The sequence below is a fragment of the Thermocrinis jamiesonii genome (genome assembly GCF_000702425.1).
Classification (GTDB): Bacteria; Aquificota; Aquificia; order Aquificales; family Aquificaceae; genus Thermocrinis; species Thermocrinis jamiesonii.
Genome location: NZ_JNIE01000002.1, coordinates 35,760 through 49,888, shown reverse-complemented (window position 1 = coordinate 49,888; position 14,129 = coordinate 35,760). Strand labels below are relative to the sequence as shown.

General features: G+C 40.9%; 14 protein-coding genes. 4 read left to right on the top strand and 10 right to left on the bottom strand.

The window, feature by feature from the left end; all coding sequences use genetic code 11:
* Window positions 1–179: 179 nt before the first annotated feature.
* Genes K217_RS0100335 through secA form a run of 3 tightly spaced genes read right to left on the bottom strand, consistent with a single transcriptional unit; the run spans window position 180 to window position 5,004 of the window.
* Window positions 180–1,253 (bottom strand): M28 family peptidase, encoded by a 1,074-nt coding sequence (locus K217_RS0100335; protein ID WP_029551149.1) that lies wholly within the window; start codon window positions 1,251–1,253, stop codon window positions 180–182.
* The gene (gene ilvE / locus K217_RS0100330) at window positions 1,243–2,160 is read right to left on the bottom strand and encodes a branched-chain-amino-acid transaminase (protein ID WP_029551148.1); all 918 of its coding nucleotides are present in this window, start codon (window positions 2,158–2,160) and stop codon (window positions 1,243–1,245) included. Before ilvE ends, K217_RS0100335 begins: the two co-directional genes overlap by 11 nt.
* Window positions 2,161–2,205: 45 nt before the next feature.
* Window positions 2,206–5,004 (bottom strand): preprotein translocase subunit SecA, encoded by a 2,799-nt coding sequence (secA, locus tag K217_RS0100325; RefSeq protein WP_029551147.1) that lies wholly within the window; start codon window positions 5,002–5,004, stop codon window positions 2,206–2,208.
* Between the two features lie 74 nt (window positions 5,005–5,078).
* Here secA and fliG point away from each other — a divergent pair, with 74 nt between their 5' ends.
* From fliG to K217_RS0100310, 3 genes are read left to right on the top strand one after another with little or no spacing between them, the layout of a single operon-like run.
* Window positions 5,079–6,083 carry a flagellar motor switch protein FliG gene (gene fliG, locus K217_RS0100320; RefSeq protein ID WP_029551146.1) on the top strand — a complete coding sequence of 335 codons (1,005 nt, stop codon included), beginning with the start codon at window positions 5,079–5,081 and terminating at the stop codon, window positions 6,081–6,083.
* Window positions 6,076–6,732, top strand: coding sequence for a FliH/SctL family protein (locus K217_RS0100315; RefSeq protein ID WP_029551145.1), 657 nt, complete (start codon window positions 6,076–6,078; stop codon window positions 6,730–6,732). The genes fliG and K217_RS0100315 overlap by 8 nt, the downstream gene beginning before the upstream one ends.
* Window positions 6,729–8,003, top strand: coding sequence for a FliI/YscN family ATPase (locus tag K217_RS0100310; RefSeq protein ID WP_029551144.1), 1,275 nt, complete (start codon window positions 6,729–6,731; stop codon window positions 8,001–8,003). The genes K217_RS0100315 and K217_RS0100310 overlap by 4 nt, the downstream gene beginning before the upstream one ends.
* Window positions 8,004–8,007: 4 nt before the next feature.
* Here the strand turns inward: K217_RS0100310 and K217_RS0100305 are convergent, their stop codons facing one another.
* Window positions 8,008–8,688 (bottom strand): tetratricopeptide repeat protein, encoded by a 681-nt coding sequence (locus tag K217_RS0100305; protein WP_029551143.1) that lies wholly within the window; start codon window positions 8,686–8,688, stop codon window positions 8,008–8,010.
* A gap of 26 nt (window positions 8,689–8,714) precedes the next feature.
* Between K217_RS0100305 and K217_RS0100300 the strand changes: the two genes are divergently transcribed.
* On the top strand, window positions 8,715–9,458 hold the full coding sequence (locus K217_RS0100300; RefSeq protein ID WP_029551142.1) for an ATP-binding protein: 744 nt from the start codon (window positions 8,715–8,717) through the stop codon (window positions 9,456–9,458).
* Here the strand turns inward: K217_RS0100300 and pstB are convergent.
* The 6 genes from pstB to K217_RS0100270 are packed head-to-tail and all read right to left on the bottom strand — an operon-like array spanning window position 9,439 to window position 14,117.
* A complete protein-coding gene (pstB, locus tag K217_RS0100295) occupies window positions 9,439–10,203 on the bottom strand; it encodes a phosphate ABC transporter ATP-binding protein PstB (protein WP_029551141.1) in 765 nt (254 codons plus the stop codon). The genes K217_RS0100300 and pstB overlap by 20 nt on opposite strands.
* An 11-nt stretch (window positions 10,204–10,214) precedes the next feature.
* Window positions 10,215–11,078, bottom strand: coding sequence for a phosphate ABC transporter permease PstA (gene pstA / locus K217_RS0100290; RefSeq protein WP_052177997.1), 864 nt, complete (start codon window positions 11,076–11,078; stop codon window positions 10,215–10,217).
* Window position 11,079: 1 nt separating this feature from the next.
* The gene (gene pstC / locus K217_RS0100285) at window positions 11,080–12,009 is read right to left on the bottom strand and encodes a phosphate ABC transporter permease subunit PstC (protein WP_029551139.1); all 930 of its coding nucleotides are present in this window, start codon (window positions 12,007–12,009) and stop codon (window positions 11,080–11,082) included.
* Between the two features lie 48 nt (window positions 12,010–12,057).
* Window positions 12,058–13,053 carry a PstS family phosphate ABC transporter substrate-binding protein gene (locus K217_RS0100280; protein ID WP_029551138.1) on the bottom strand — a complete coding sequence of 332 codons (996 nt, stop codon included), beginning with the start codon at window positions 13,051–13,053 and terminating at the stop codon, window positions 12,058–12,060.
* 49 nt (window positions 13,054–13,102) lie between these two features.
* On the bottom strand, window positions 13,103–13,822 hold the full coding sequence (gene rlmB, locus K217_RS0100275) for a 23S rRNA (guanosine(2251)-2'-O)-methyltransferase RlmB (protein WP_029551137.1): 720 nt from the start codon (window positions 13,820–13,822) through the stop codon (window positions 13,103–13,105).
* On the bottom strand, window positions 13,806–14,117 hold the full coding sequence (locus tag K217_RS0100270) for a hypothetical protein (RefSeq protein ID WP_029551136.1): 312 nt from the start codon (window positions 14,115–14,117) through the stop codon (window positions 13,806–13,808). Before K217_RS0100270 ends, rlmB begins: the two co-directional genes overlap by 17 nt.
* Window positions 14,118–14,129 lie beyond the last annotated feature (12 nt).

The window sequence follows — 14,129 nt, the reverse complement described above, 5'->3', positions numbered from 1 at the left end:
AACCTCCTGCTATTAAAAAGTTTAAAAATTTTCTATCGTTTTCAATTTCAACTTTCTTATACAATCATAAGCTTATCTTATGGAGAAGATAAGCAAAACTTATAAGAAGTTCGGAAAACAGAGAAAAACTTTTTTGCACAACTTCTTGCCTTTATAGGAGTGCTGTTAGCTTTCGTGTTTTAAATTTTTCCAAGGTCTTTTAGGAAATGCAAAACAGCAAAAAACCAAAGCTTGGCTATTTGCCAATCTATTGCGTAGTAATTGTCGCAGATAGTGTGCCTAATAGGTAGTGGATGGGAGCTTAAGAAAAGCGTTTTTAGTCCAGCCATTTTGAAGGGTATGTGGTCGCTTTTTGCGGATGGGACCGCTTTGAGTTCAACTTCTAAACCTACCTGCCTTGCTATGCGGTAGAAACGCTCAGACAACTCATGATCGTTGTATCCACCACTATCTCTGTATATAACCACCGGACTGTTCCATCCTATGCCATCTAAGTTAATGCAATAATATGCATGTTTTAGTCCCTTGCTTACATGGTGCTTTGCACCTTCTAAACCTATTTCCTCACAATCGGTAATCAGAAACCTAAGTTTGAAAGGAAGTCTAAAGTCCTTCTTCAACTCTTGGTAGAGATAAGGTAGGATGAAAGATGCCAATCCGTTGTCTACCGCTCCGCAAGTTTCTGGCTTTGTATCCATATGAGCTATCACATAAACCACAGGACCTTTTCCCAACTCAAACACTATGTTGCTACACCTAAGCTCTTCTTCTTTGCTTTCCACATAAAGCCTGACGTAAAAGTCCTTTACTTTTGGAAGCTCGCTCCTTTTAATAGAAACTACCGCTAAATCTTCATGCACCGCACCGTAGAATATTTGGTCTAAACTGCCAAGATAACAAACCAAAGCTTTTACATTTTTGTTCTTTAAAAGCTCAAAGTTTACGCTCTTTGCTTCCTGAAGGGCTATGTCCCCTTCTATAAAATCTTCCTTTACGTATCCTTCAAAGGTTCCGCTCAAACTTCCAACAAAGGGAAAAGCTTTAACAAAATTTCCATTTGTTTCTAAATAAGCTCTAACCGGCACACGCTTTTTTACTGAAAAACGTTCTTCCACAAAAGGAATAGCCTTTTCTCTAAGAATGGTCTTTATAATTTCCTTTGCTTTTTTGTGTTCCTTTGTGCCAGGAAACCTGCTTAGGGTTAGATACTCGTAAGCTCTTAATCTTAATTCTTCGTATATTTCACTTTTCATAAACTGGCGTAAGCCAAACTTTGTATCTTTCCATCCTACCACTCACAGCCTTAAAATAAAGTTCCTGCAGTTCTTTTGTGATGGGTCCCACTTCCCCTCCATTTATTTTTCTGTTGTCTACCTCAATCACCGGTGTTATCTCAGCGGCGGTTCCTGTTAGAAAAATTTCATCTGCTATATAAAGCTCACTCCTTGCTACGGGTCTTTCTTCAACTTCTAACATCAGCTCATTCTTTGCAAGCTTTATGACCGCAGATCTTGTTATGCCCTCCAATATGTGCTCTGAGTAAGAAGGGGTTATAAGTTTTCTACCTCTCAGTATAAATATGTTTTCTCCCGAACCTTCTGCTACAAAACCGTTCTGATTTAACATTATCGCCTCGTCATATCCAGATAGGAGAGCTTCAGTTTTAGCCAACGCACTGTTTACATAAGCACCTGCTACCTTCCACCTTGAAGGGATAGAGTTGTCGTCGTTCCTACGCCAAGAAGAAACCTTTACCCTAATTCCCTTGGAAGTGTCCAAATATCTACCAAACTTGTAAATGTATATGGCAACAGTGGGGGTAAAGCCGACAAGCTTTGGAGTTAGAGCAAGGTCTTTGAAGTAAGCTATAGGTCTTATATAAACATCCTCCCTTACTTCGCTTTTTCTTAGAATTTCCTTTGTAATATCCACTAAATCTTCGGCGGAATACTTAAGTTCCATGAACATAGCTCTACAGTTGTTTAAAAGCCTCTGGTAGTGCTCTTTGGCAAATAGGATGTATAGTTGTTCTTCCTCTTCATTCCAATAAGCCCTTATACCCTCAAAAACTGCGGTGCCATAATGAAAAGAGTTGGTCTTTATACTTATCTTTGCCTCTTCTACTGGCACTATTTTGTCTTCAAAGAAGGCGTATTCCATAGGTAAAGTATTATACCCCAATCTATTGAAGTTTCTGACTTTTGCTTAGACCTTCTTCCTTTTGGCTTTTAACCTTTCCTTTAAAGTCTTCCTTCTTGGCCCTTTTTCGTCCTTTTTGCCTTCTACCCCACTGAAAATGGCAGATTTAAGCAGTTTTTCCCTTTCCTCCTCTTCCCTTTTTACCTCCTCTTCCACCTCTTCTTGAGAAGCAACCTGAACCTTAATCAAATCTTCAAGTACCTTTTCCTTTAGGTTATACAGCATGTTTTCAAAGAGCAAGAAAGCTTCCTTTTTGTATTCCACCAACGGATCCTTTGCAGCATATCCCCTCAGGTATATACCCTCCCTTAGTCTGTCAAGTATATGAAGGTGTTCCCTCCATAGCTGGTCAAGGTTGGACAGTGCAATCACCTTAAAGATCTCTCTAAAAAGAGTATCTCCCCACACCTTTTTCTTTTCTTCCAGTATGCTGAGTATTTCAGCGCTTAGCTTTTCCACAAGCTCTTCTTTGTCTCTAACCTTTGGAATGTCTATTTTTCTTCCAGTTAGTTCATTTAAATAATCTTCCAAGGGCTTTAACTCCCAAAGTTCAGGATCCTCTTCAGGCAATAGCTGTGTAACCTTTTGATTAAGCACATCCTTTACAAACTCCTCCAAGTATTCTTCTAAGTCCTTGCCTTCCAAAATATCCCTTCTTAATCCATAAACAGTTTGCCTTTGCACATTTACTACGTTGTCGTATTCTAAAAGTCTCTTCCTTATTTGGAAATTCTGGGCTTCTATCCTTTTCTGTGCATTTTCGATAGCCTTCGTTACCATTCTGCTTTCTATGGGTTCCCCTTCGGGGATCTTCAAAAGCTCCATCATCTTCTTTACCTTGTCTCCACCAAATAGCCTCAGAAGGTCATCCTCAAGGGAAAGAATAAATCTGGATTCACCTGGGTCGCCTTGCCTACCAGCTCTACCCCTCAGCTGGTTGTCTATCCTCCTTGATTCGTGCCTTTCCGTTCCTATAACTAATAGACCACCAAGTTCAATTACCTTTTTCTTTTCCTCTTCAGTTATTCTGTATGCTTCTTGCAGAGCGGACTTCCACTCTTCCTGAGTAGCCTCCTCCGGAATTTTACCCTTTTTTCTCAGAATTTCCTTAGCTAAATACTCCGGATTTCCACCAAGCAGTATGTCCGTACCTCTACCTGCCATGTTGGTGGATATGGTAACAGCTCCAAGCCTTCCCGCCTGAGCAATTATCTCTGCCTCCTTTTCGTGATGTTTTGCGTTAAGCACGTTATGAGGTATGCCTCTTTCTTTCAAAAGTTTAGAAAGATGCTCTGAGTCTTCTATGGATATTGTGCCTACTAAGATGGGTCTTCCTCTGCTGTGCTCTTTTTCTATCTGTTTTACCACCTCCTCCCACTTTTCCTTTTTGGTCTTAAAGACCATATCTGGCAAGTCTTTCCTGCGCATGGGCTTGTGAGTTGGAACCACAACCACATCAAGCCCATATATTTCTTTAAACTCTAAAGCTTCAGTTTCTGCTGTTCCAGTCATACCAGCCAACTTTTGGTAAAGCCTAAAGTAGTTCTGAAAAGTTATGCTTGCCAAAGTTTGATTCTCTTGCTGTATGGGCACACCCTCCTTGACCTCTATAGCCTGATGCAATCCGTCGGACCATCTTCTACCAGGTAAAACCCTACCCGTAAATTCGTCCACTATTAGCACCTCTCCATCCTTTACTATGTAATGCACATCCCTTTTAAACAGCTCGTGAGCTTTTAAGGATTGATAAATAGCGTGCAGTAGGTCTATGTATTTAATGTCATAAAGGTTTTCAATTCCCAAAAACTCCTCAAGCTTTTTTATACCTTCTTCCTTTAGCTGAACAGTCCTATTTTTTTCATCTACCGTGTAGTCTTCTCCAGCTTTTAACCTTCTCACCGCTTGGTCTGCCTTGTAGTAAATGGAAGTATCCATCTGGGATGGCCCCGATATTATCAGCGGGACCCTTGCCTCGTCTATGAGTATAGAATCCACCTCGTCTATTATGGCATAGTGATGTCCCTTTACTTGAACTATATCATCCAAAGAAAAGCTCATGTTGTCTCTTAGATAGTCAAAGCCAAACTCGTTGTTTGTGCCGTAAGTTATGTGGGCTTGGTATGCGCTTCTTCTATCGCAAGAAACCAACTTGGTAAAAAACGCCTTTTTTGCTTCCACGTTTATTTTTTCTGAAGGAAGTATTTCTTCAAAGTATCCCTTAGGCCATACTCTAAGGTCTTCTTCTACCGCTTTTTTGAACAAATCTTCATCCACCCACTCCACCCTGTAGGAACTATAATCTGAGTTTATTACACCCACCTCCAAGCCCAAGAACCTGTATATGGGACCCATCCACTGTGCGTCTCTTCTTGCCAAGTAATCGTTGACAGTCACCACATGCACTCCTCTGTCCGTTAGGGCATTTACGTAAGCAGCTGAAGTAGCTACCAAGGTTTTCCCTTCCCCTGTCTTCATCTCTGCAATTTTACCCTCATGTAAAACAAGACCACCAATGAGCTGAACGTCAAAGAACCTAAGCCCTATGGTCCTTTTCCCCGCCTCCTTAACCAAAGCAAAGGCAAGGATAACCTCTTCCGTAATCCTACCCTTGCTGATCTCATCCTTTAAGCTTTCCTCTTGGGAAATTTTTTGGAATAATTCTTTTGAAATAGCAATAACTTCTTTGTTTGTAAGTTCATCCAATTCCTTCTCTTTTTGATTTATTTTCTCAACAACCTTTCTAAGGCGCTTTATTTCACGCTCGTTCTTTGTCCCTATGATTTTTTTCAAAAGCCATTCTATCATAAGATAAAAGTATAAAGAAATTTCTATCCAGTATATTCGGATTTATCATAATAATTATCGGAGGTGCATAGAATATGCCTGAAGCAAAAAGTAAATTGAGCAAACCACAAAAGGCTGCCATACTGTTAATGGCACTCCCGCCTCAGGTAGCAGTTGAAGTTATGAAAGAACTAAAGGATGAGGAAATACAAGAGATCCTCGTTTACGCTTCAAACTTAGAAGGGATTACTTTAAAGGACATAGAGGAGATAGGCAAGGAATTTATAGAAGAATACAAAGCAACATCCTTCATAACCCCAGATATGGAAGCTCTATTGGAATTTGCAAGAAAAGTATTACCTCCAGAAAAATTTGCGAAAATATACGAGTTTTTAAGCAGTTCAACGCTTATAAAAAGTTTTCAGGAATTGGAAAGGGTGGATGAACGCTTTCTTGCCAATCTTTTGAGAAATGAACATCCACAAACCATAGCTGTGGTTCTTTCTCAGCTTTCCGCTGGAAAATCAGCGGAGGTACTAAAGCTTTTACCAGACAGCTTGAAAGTGGAAGTAACAAAGAGAATGGCAACCCTTGAAAACATATCCCCCGAATTAATGGGTGAATTGATAGAAGTTTTAGCAGAAGAGATTAAAAGTATGGGAATAAGCGGTATTATGCAAAAGATGGAAGGTGTTCCCCTTGTAGCTAACATCCTCAACGCGCTTGATAGAAACACAGCAAACAGTATTCTACTAAAGTTGGAACAAGAAGATCCATATTTAGCAGAAAAGATAAGGGAAAAAATGTTTACCTTTGAAGACATAAGGAAGTTAGACAACAAAGCCATAGTGGAAATCTTAAAAGCTGTTGATAAGAACGTGCTTATGATAGCCCTTAAGGGTGCTCCAGAGGATATAAAGGAAAAATTCCTGTCAAACATGTCTAAGAAAGCTGCTGAGATAATGAAAGAAGATATGGAAGCTATGGGACCTGTTAGGGTTAGTGAGGTAGAGAAGGCTCAAAAAGAGGTCATAAGAGTAATCAAAAACTTGGCAGACCAAGGCATAATAGATTTGACCAGTGGAGAATACTATGCCTGATTTCTTTAAACCTATACACTCTCCTGCGCTTTCGGAACCTGTCCAAGAGGAAAAACAGCGTGAAGAAAGCACAGATCTGCTTAGAGAAGTTGAAGCTTTGAAGGACGCTTTGATCTCTATGGAGAAAAAACTGCAGGAGTGCTTAAAAACAAAGGAAGAGTTAAGATCCCTTAACTCTAAATTGGAAGAAGAAAAAAATTCTTTACTGGTTAAAAACAAGGAGTTGGAAGACTTAGTAAATGATTTAAGTCTCTCTAAAGAAACTTTTGAAAAGCTCATTCAAGAATTTTCACACCATCTTTCAAAAATTGAAGAGCGCATAAAGGAAGAGCTAAAAGAATTAGCAATACGAATAGCCAGAAAGCTTTATTTGACTGACAAACTTCCAAAGGAAGAGGTAATCTTAAAGGCCTTAGAAAAAGCTCTTGACAATAGTAATCTAATTGGAGGTATGGTACGGATATTTTTAAATCCAAAAGATTACCCTTTTGTGGAGCAGTTGATTAACAAGCTTGAAATGGGCAATGTGAAAATTGAACTAATTAAGAAAAGCGATATCAACAGAGGAGATTTTCTAATGGAAACTCCCAACTTTTGGATAGAGAGGGAGCTGGATAGTATTTTGAAGGAAATAGAAGAGGAGCTATGAAAGGTATATATAGGATATACGGGAAGGTTCTAAAGGTTAGCGGTATTCATTTAGAAGCTACTGCGCCAGAAGGAGCTGTGGGCAATCATGTCATTATAAAAACAGACAACGGTGACGTGGATGGAGAGGTGATAGGTTTTCATGAAAACAGGTATCTTATTATGCCTTTTGGAAGTTTGTCAGGAGTAAAGGTGGGGGATAGAGTATGGATAAAGGGAGAAGGGGTATCTACTGTGGTTGGAGAGCAAGCCCTTGGACAGCTGTTGAACCCTTTGGGTAGAAGAATTGCGGATGGAAAACCTATATCCGGAGAGAGAAGACCGATAGAGCTTAAAGATATAAATCCTTTGCACAGACGTAGGATAAAAGAGGTGTTTGATACAGGCGTAAGAACTATAAACGCACTCTTCACCTTAGGTAAGGGACAAAAGGTAGGCGTATTTGCAGGAGCTGGTGTGGGAAAAACCACTTTGTTGGGGATGATCACAAAGTTCAGTAAAGCGGATGTGGTAGTGCTTGGTTTGATAGGCGAAAGAGGTAGAGAAGTTAGAGAATTCGTAGAGGACATTTTAGGGGAGGCAATAGCAAGAAGTGTAGTTATAGTTACAACAGCAGATCAGGCGCCTATAATGAAAGTAAAAGGTGCTATCAGTGCATTGGTCCATGCAAGGTATTTTGCCGAAAAGGGCTATGACGTGCTCTTGGTGTTGGACTCTCTAACTCGTTTTGCCATGGCTCAGAGAGAGGTTGGGCTTTCCGCTGGAGAACCCCCCACTTTAAAGGGCTATACACCTTCTGTCTTCTACCTTCTATCCAGGATAGTAGAAAGTTGTGGAGCCTTTCAAAACGGTAGCATAACGGGAATATTCAGCGTTTTGGTTGAAGGGGATGATATAAGCCTTGATCCTGTGGCGGATGCCCTTATGGGCATGCTTGACGGTCATATTATCCTCTCAAGAAAACTTGCCAACGCAGGTTTATTCCCCGCCATAGACCCAGTAAAAAGCTTAAGCAGGTTAATGCCACAAATAGTCCAGCAGGACCACATGCGAGTTGCTCTTCAGATTAAGGAAATCCTAAGTGCTTACGAATCTGTTGAAGAACTGGTGAATTTAGGTTTATACACTCAGGGCACTAACCCGTTGGTGGATAAAGTTATAAAACACGAAAGGGCAATAAAGGACTTTTTCAGGCAAGATTACAAAACCTCCGTAGATTTTGAAAGTAGCGTTTCAAGCCTTATGGAATTGTTCAGAAAGTTAATGGAATAGAATATTACCTATCAACTTTGGTCTTTGCTATGTTGGCCTCGTCCGACAGAGGGAATTCTCTTAGGATTTTTTCGTAGTATTCCTTAGCTTTAGCTGTGTCTCCGGAGTTTTCGTAGATCCTGGCAAGCTGTAGGTAAGCAGAGGGTAATTTGTTGCAATCTACCAGCTCACCTCTTTTACATTTTTCCTCCAACGTTCTCCAAACAGCCTCCGCCCTCTTTATGTCTCCAAGATCCCTGTAGACCACACCCAGCCAAAGGTAGGCATTGTCTGTTAGGGGTGTTTGGGGATTATTTTTAATAAACTCTATGAACTTATCCTTTGCCTGATTTAACTGTCTGAGGTTGTAAAGGTTAAGCGCCTCTTGATATTCTTTTTCGTAGTCCTTTGGAGCGCTGTCCTTTGCTAACTGCTCGCCAGTTTTTAGTTCTTCAGTGGCTCTGCGGTGATGGATTTCTCCTCCGGTCTTTGTTTCTTCAAGCTCTAACCTCAAACTTGCCAAATTCTGAGACAGCGCATCTACTCTTTCCTCTATCTTTATCTGTTGAGCTTCAATCTTTCTTTGTTGTTCTTCCAGTTGGGTTATGCGTTTGTTTATCTGAGAAAGCTTGAAGTTTAACTCTTCTTGCGTCACTCCACCACAGGAGGATATAAGAAAAGCTAAAAGGAACAGCTTCCTTACCATTGGTTTTTATTTTAAACTATTCTGGCATGTTTGAAGAGTTTTTAGCCTTTAGGTTCAAAGATGGTAAGCTTCAACCTATTGCCCACCCTCACATACCGGACTTTGAAAGTCTGCTGTGTATAGAAAGACAAAAGGAACAATTAAGAAGAAATACAATGCAGTTTGTGATGAGCTATCCCGCAAACGACGTCTTGTTATGGGGTGATAGAGGAACTGGGAAGTCCTCTCTCGTAAAATCCATGCTTGGACTGTTTGGAAACAAAGGTTTAAGGCTAATTCAAGTTTATAAAGCCCAGCTGGAACATATATCAGACCTTTATGAAGTTCTAAGGGATAGCAAAAAGTGGTTCATACTCTTTTTTGATGACCTTTCTTTTGAGCCAGAAGAAGATGAGTATAGACTGCTAAAGTCCCTTTTGGATGGAGACTTAGAGGAAAGGCCACAAAATGTGCTTGTGTATGCAACATCCAATAGAAAACACATAGTCGCAGACAGAGAAAAACAAGGAAGGTTTCCAGAAGAGGATTACAGAGAGGTAACATCCCTTGTCGAAAGGTTTGGAATAAGATTGGGCTTTTATGCCTTTGACAAGAGCCAATACTTAGAAATAGTGAAGTTTTACGCTAAAAAGCGTGGAATAGATATATCAGATCTTGAAGAGAAAGCCCTTCTGTGGGCTACAGAAAGGGGTAGTTTTTCTGGCAGAACAGCCTATCAGTTTATAAAAGACTTAGAAGGGTTATTAAAACTTAGCCAAACCTTCCGGTAATGTAGTCTTCCGTAAGTTTTTTATCTGGTTTTGTAAATATCTTTTCTGTAGGTCCAAATTCTATCAGTTCGCCCAAATACATAAAAGCGGTAAAGTCAGAAATCCTTGCTGCCTGTTGCATATTGTGAGTGACGATAAGTATGGTAGTTCTTTTCTTTAGTTCCACTATAAGCTCCTCTATCTTTGCGGTGGATATAGGGTCAAGGGCAGAGGTAGGCTCGTCAAAAAGAAGCACTTCTGGTTGAACCGCTATTGCTCTTGCTATACACAGTCTTTGCTGTTGGCCACCAGACAAAGAATAGGCGTTGTCATGAAGGCGGTCTTTTACCTCATCCCAAAGCCACGCAGCCTTTAACGCCTCTTCTACCCGTTCGCTAAGCTCAGTTTTGTTTTTTATACCCCTTATACGAAGTCCATAGGCTACGTTTTCAAAGATAGATTTTGGGAAAGGGTTTGGCTTCTGGAAAACCATACCTATGCGCATTCTAACTTTTAAGGGATCAACCTTTTTGTCTATTAGGTTAATGCCTTCGGGATAGAGTATAGCTTCTCCGGTGTAGGTTATGTCAGGATAAAGGTCGTGCATTCTGTTTAGCACTCTCAAAAGGGTAGTTTTTCCACAGCCAGAGGGTCCTATTATGGCAATTACCTTGTTTTCATAAACTGGAAAGCTAACCTCTTTCACCGCCTGGTTTTTCCCATAAAAGACGGATACCTTTCTAAGGTCCAGCTTTACGTTGTTCATGTAGAGCCTCCTCACCACGCATATCTTTTTCTGAACTTAAACCTAAGATAGAAAGCCAAAGCGTTGAAGAGAAAGGCTAAGACCAAAAGCACAAAACCTGCAGCAGCGGCGTTTGTATGAAAACCAGCCTGCGGTCTTGAAACCCAGTTAAACATCTGGATGGGAAGAACTGTAAAGGGAGATTTTAACATACCTATAAAGTCTTCCCAAGGTTCTGGGGGTAAAAAGGCTATAAAGGTCAACGCTCCTATGGTAATGAGGGGTGCAGTTTCTCCTATAGCTCTGCTTATGGATATGATCACACCTGTGAGAATTCCGCCGAGGGAGTAGGGTATTATGTGGTGAAAAAGTGTTTCCCATTTGGTTGCACCAAGCGCATAGGCCGCTTCCCTTATGGACCTGGGGATCCTCCTAATGGATTCTCTTGTAGCTACCACTATAACCGGCACCATCAAAAGCCCCAAGGTTAAACCAGCGGTAAGTATGCTTTCTCCTAAGTTAAACCTATAGACAAAAATGCTTAAAGCCAAAAGCCCATAAACTATAGAAGGCACCGCCGCAAGGTTTGATATGTTTGCCTCTATTATTCTAGCTATCTTACTTTCTCTGTCTGCATATTCCTCAAGGTATATGCCTGCAGGGACTCCTATAAGCACGCTCCAGAAGATGGCACCAAGCATAACGTAAACTGTGCCTACCCAAGCGGAGAGTATGCCTGCCTGTTCGGGAAACCGGGATGGAAAAGAGGTGTAAAAGGAAGGATCTATTATACGAGACCATCCATGAATAAGAAGGGCAAGGGTAATGCTAAACAAAAACAGTATAGAAATTAAGGACAGGATCAGACCAATGGCAGAAAAAACTTTCTCTTTCATTTTAATACCCCTTCACCTTGCTTTTGAAGTGGACCGCCAAAAGGTTGAAAATAAGGGTTATTACAAAGAGGGATATGCCTGCGGCAAATATAGACAAGTATTCAAAGGAGTTAAAGGGAAGGTCTCCGAGGGCTACTTGAACTATGTATCCGGTTATGGTTTGGATGGGCTCAAGGGGGTTTAAAGTTAAATTGGGATACATACCCGCAGCAACCGCAACCACCATAGTTTCGCCCAACGCTCTGGATATACCAAGCAAATAAGCGGATAAAACTCCAGATTTGGCAGCAGGGAGAACTACTTTAAGAAAAGTTGTCACCTTGTCTGCACCAAGGGCATAGCTTGCCTCTCTCAAATAGGCTGGAACTCCCTTAAAGGCATCCTCCACCATAGAGGCAGTAAAAGGTAGGATCATAAAACCAAGAACTATGCCAGGAGACAAAGCATTCATCCCTTCCATCTCTATGCCAAAGTAGGAAAAAAGCCTTTGAAGGGCTGGAGTTACCACCAAAAGGGCAAAGTAACCATAGACTACGGTAGGCACCGCTTCCATAAAGTCAAGCAAAGGTTTTATAAACTCTCTGGTTTTAAAGCTGGCAAATTCGCTCAAATAGGCTGCTACTAATAAACCCATAGGTATGCTTATCAAACCAGCTATAAAGGCTATCATAAAGGTTCCATTAAGAAGGGGAAGAATGCCTATTTGTTTGTCGTAAAAAGTAGGGGTCCATTGGGTTTCTGTAAAGAATCTTATAAGGGACTTAGGAAAACCGCCCGCCTCTTCGTGTAAGAAAAACTTAACAGCGTCTAAAACGAGTGCAAGCACTATCAGAAAGGTAACCAGTATGGTTACCAATCCCATTGAGAAAAAGAAAATGTGAAAAACGGTATCAAGTTTTTTCTTTACATTAAGGGGCAATTGTGATAGCATCTTTTAAATTATTTTAAAACAAAGGGGCCTGCTAGACCCCTATAAAGATCATTCCTTTAGCTCTCTTTTTACAAGTTCGTCTATGGTTAGTCCCACTTCTGGCTCACCGCCAAACACAGTTCCCACTTTTCTTTGTTCAACTCTTTTTGCAATTTCTGGATAGAATTTTGATGGCAAAGGTATGTATCCTACTTGCCTGGAGAGTTTTTCTGCGTTCTTTATGTAGAAATCTACGAATTCTTTAACTTCTGGTCTTTCCAAAGCTTTCACATTAACGTATATAAACAATGGTCTGGAAAGTGGTTGATACTTACCACTCCTTACTGTTTCAAGGCTGGGTGCCACACACTCACCAGTTTTGGGATTCTTAATTTGAACAGCCTTTATTTTTCCTTTGTTTTCTTCAACATAAGCTAAACCAAAGTAGCAAAGTGCGCCCCTTTCTCTGGAAGCAAACTGAACTAAGACGTTGTCATCTTCGGAAGCCAAATAATCTCCCCTGCTGGCCTTTGCCTTACCTACTATGGCTTCAGTAAAGTAGTCAAAGGTTCCAGAGTCCGAGCCTGGTCCGCAGAGCTTTATGGGAATATCTGGCCATTTGGGGTCAAGGTCTTTCCACTTGAAAGTTTTTCCTTGGGATTCGGGCTTCCAGATTTCCTTAAGCTGTTCCACGGTCATACACTTTGCCCAATTGTTTCTTGGATTGACAACTACCGCCAAACCATCGTAAGCGATAGGAAGCTCTATATACCTTACTCCGTTCTTTGCACACTCTTGCATCTCCTTCTTGAGTATGGGTCTGGATGCGTTGCTTATGTCTGTTTCTCCTCTGCAGAATTTCTTAAAACCACCACCAGTTCCAGATATACCCACCGTTACCTTCACTGCACCCTTTTTAACCTTTTGAAATTCTTCAGCTACCGCTTCCGTTATAGGATAAACAGTAGAAGAGCCATCAATTTTTATGATGAGCTCTTGGGCCTTTGCATCAGCAAGTATAGCACTGACTGAAAAGACCGCACTCAAAAGAAGAGCCTTTCTCATACTTATGCCTCCCTAAGGTTTTCTGGGAGGGAATTTTACCGACAGATTGTTAAGATTTTGTTAAGAATCTTCTAAACACTTCCCACATGGCTATGGCACCTGCGGAAGACACGTTTAAGGAATTTACCTTTCCAACCATTGGGATGGATAGGACCTTATCCGCCAGCTCAAGCACACTCTTTGACACACCCTCTCCCTCCGAACCTAAGACCAAAGCACAGGGAAGCTCAAAGTTAGACCTTCTTATGTCCTCCCCACCCCTTTCTACCACAATCACACTGCCTCCCATGTTCTTAAAGTCTTCTAAGGCCTTTCTGAGACTGGGAGTTCTGCTGAAAGAGAGATAGAACAATGCACCTGAGGAAGCCTTAACCACCGTCTGGTTAAGAGGAAAACTTCTGTCCTTTGGCATTAGCACACCTACACCCCCAAACACTTCACACGTCCTTATAAGATTTCCCGCATTCTGCGGGTCTGTTATGTGATCCAAGACTAAGAAGAAAGTTTTTCTTTCAAAAGCCATTTTGAAGAGCTGTTGGTAAGGTATAAGAGGCACTGGGCTGATTAGAGCTAATATACCTTGTGTTTTTTTGGTTCCTGCAAGCTCTTCTATTTTTTGTCTTGGCACTCTCTGGATTTTTATTCCCCTTTCTTTGCAGAGCTTAACTACCTGATAGGGAGGATGGCTATCGTGTGCTACAAGGACCTTTTCCACAGGTTTGTTCGCCTTCAAGGCTTCTATCACTGGGTTTTTACCGTAGATTATCATACTCTGTAAGCCTTTGCTTTATAGCCTCTATCAACTGAGTGTAATACCACTCTATCTGTTCAGCTATCTCTATTAATTTTGGAATTTCAGTATTCTTTGCTCTGCTTAAAAGAGTTTCTGTAACTCTTTTAAACTGAAGGCGATACTCTTCCAAGTCTCCCATAAGCTCTTCTTTTGTGTATTCTTCTATGGTTAGCATGTAGCCACGGTATATCATCTTTATGGATATTAGCGTGTGTTCAAGTTCCTTTTCTAAATTGCCTCTATCTGAACCAGCTTTCTGAATATCGCCCATCAGAAATATAAT

What these genes read in the sequence shown, in the direction of transcription:
- K217_RS0100335 (WP_029551149.1), bottom strand. Translation starts at nt 1,253, where the DNA reads ATGAAAAGTGAAATATACGAAGAATTAAGATTAAGAGCTTACGAGTAT.
- ilvE (WP_029551148.1), bottom strand. Translation starts at nt 2,160, where the DNA reads ATGGAATACGCCTTCTTTGAAGACAAAATAGTGCCAGTAGAAGAGGCA.
- secA (WP_029551147.1), bottom strand. Translation starts at nt 5,004, where the DNA reads ATGATAGAATGGCTTTTGAAAAAAATCATAGGGACAAAGAACGAGCGT.
- fliG (WP_029551146.1), top strand. Translation starts at nt 5,079, where the DNA reads ATGCCTGAAGCAAAAAGTAAATTGAGCAAACCACAAAAGGCTGCCATA.
- K217_RS0100315 (WP_029551145.1), top strand. Translation starts at nt 6,076, where the DNA reads ATGCCTGATTTCTTTAAACCTATACACTCTCCTGCGCTTTCGGAACCT.
- K217_RS0100310 (WP_029551144.1), top strand. Translation starts at nt 6,729, where the DNA reads ATGAAAGGTATATATAGGATATACGGGAAGGTTCTAAAGGTTAGCGGT.
- K217_RS0100305 (WP_029551143.1), bottom strand. Translation starts at nt 8,688, where the DNA reads ATGGTAAGGAAGCTGTTCCTTTTAGCTTTTCTTATATCCTCCTGTGGT.
- K217_RS0100300 (WP_029551142.1), top strand. Translation starts at nt 8,715, where the DNA reads ATGTTTGAAGAGTTTTTAGCCTTTAGGTTCAAAGATGGTAAGCTTCAA.
- pstB (WP_029551141.1), bottom strand. Translation starts at nt 10,203, where the DNA reads ATGAACAACGTAAAGCTGGACCTTAGAAAGGTATCCGTCTTTTATGGG.
- pstA (WP_052177997.1), bottom strand. Translation starts at nt 11,078, where the DNA reads ATGAAAGAGAAAGTTTTTTCTGCCATTGGTCTGATCCTGTCCTTAATT.
- pstC (WP_029551139.1), bottom strand. Translation starts at nt 12,009, where the DNA reads ATGCTATCACAATTGCCCCTTAATGTAAAGAAAAAACTTGATACCGTT.
- K217_RS0100280 (WP_029551138.1), bottom strand. Translation starts at nt 13,053, where the DNA reads ATGAGAAAGGCTCTTCTTTTGAGTGCGGTCTTTTCAGTCAGTGCTATA.
- rlmB (WP_029551137.1), bottom strand. Translation starts at nt 13,822, where the DNA reads ATGATAATCTACGGTAAAAACCCAGTGATAGAAGCCTTGAAGGCGAAC.
- K217_RS0100270 (WP_029551136.1), bottom strand. Translation starts at nt 14,117, where the DNA reads ATGGGCGATATTCAGAAAGCTGGTTCAGATAGAGGCAATTTAGAAAAG.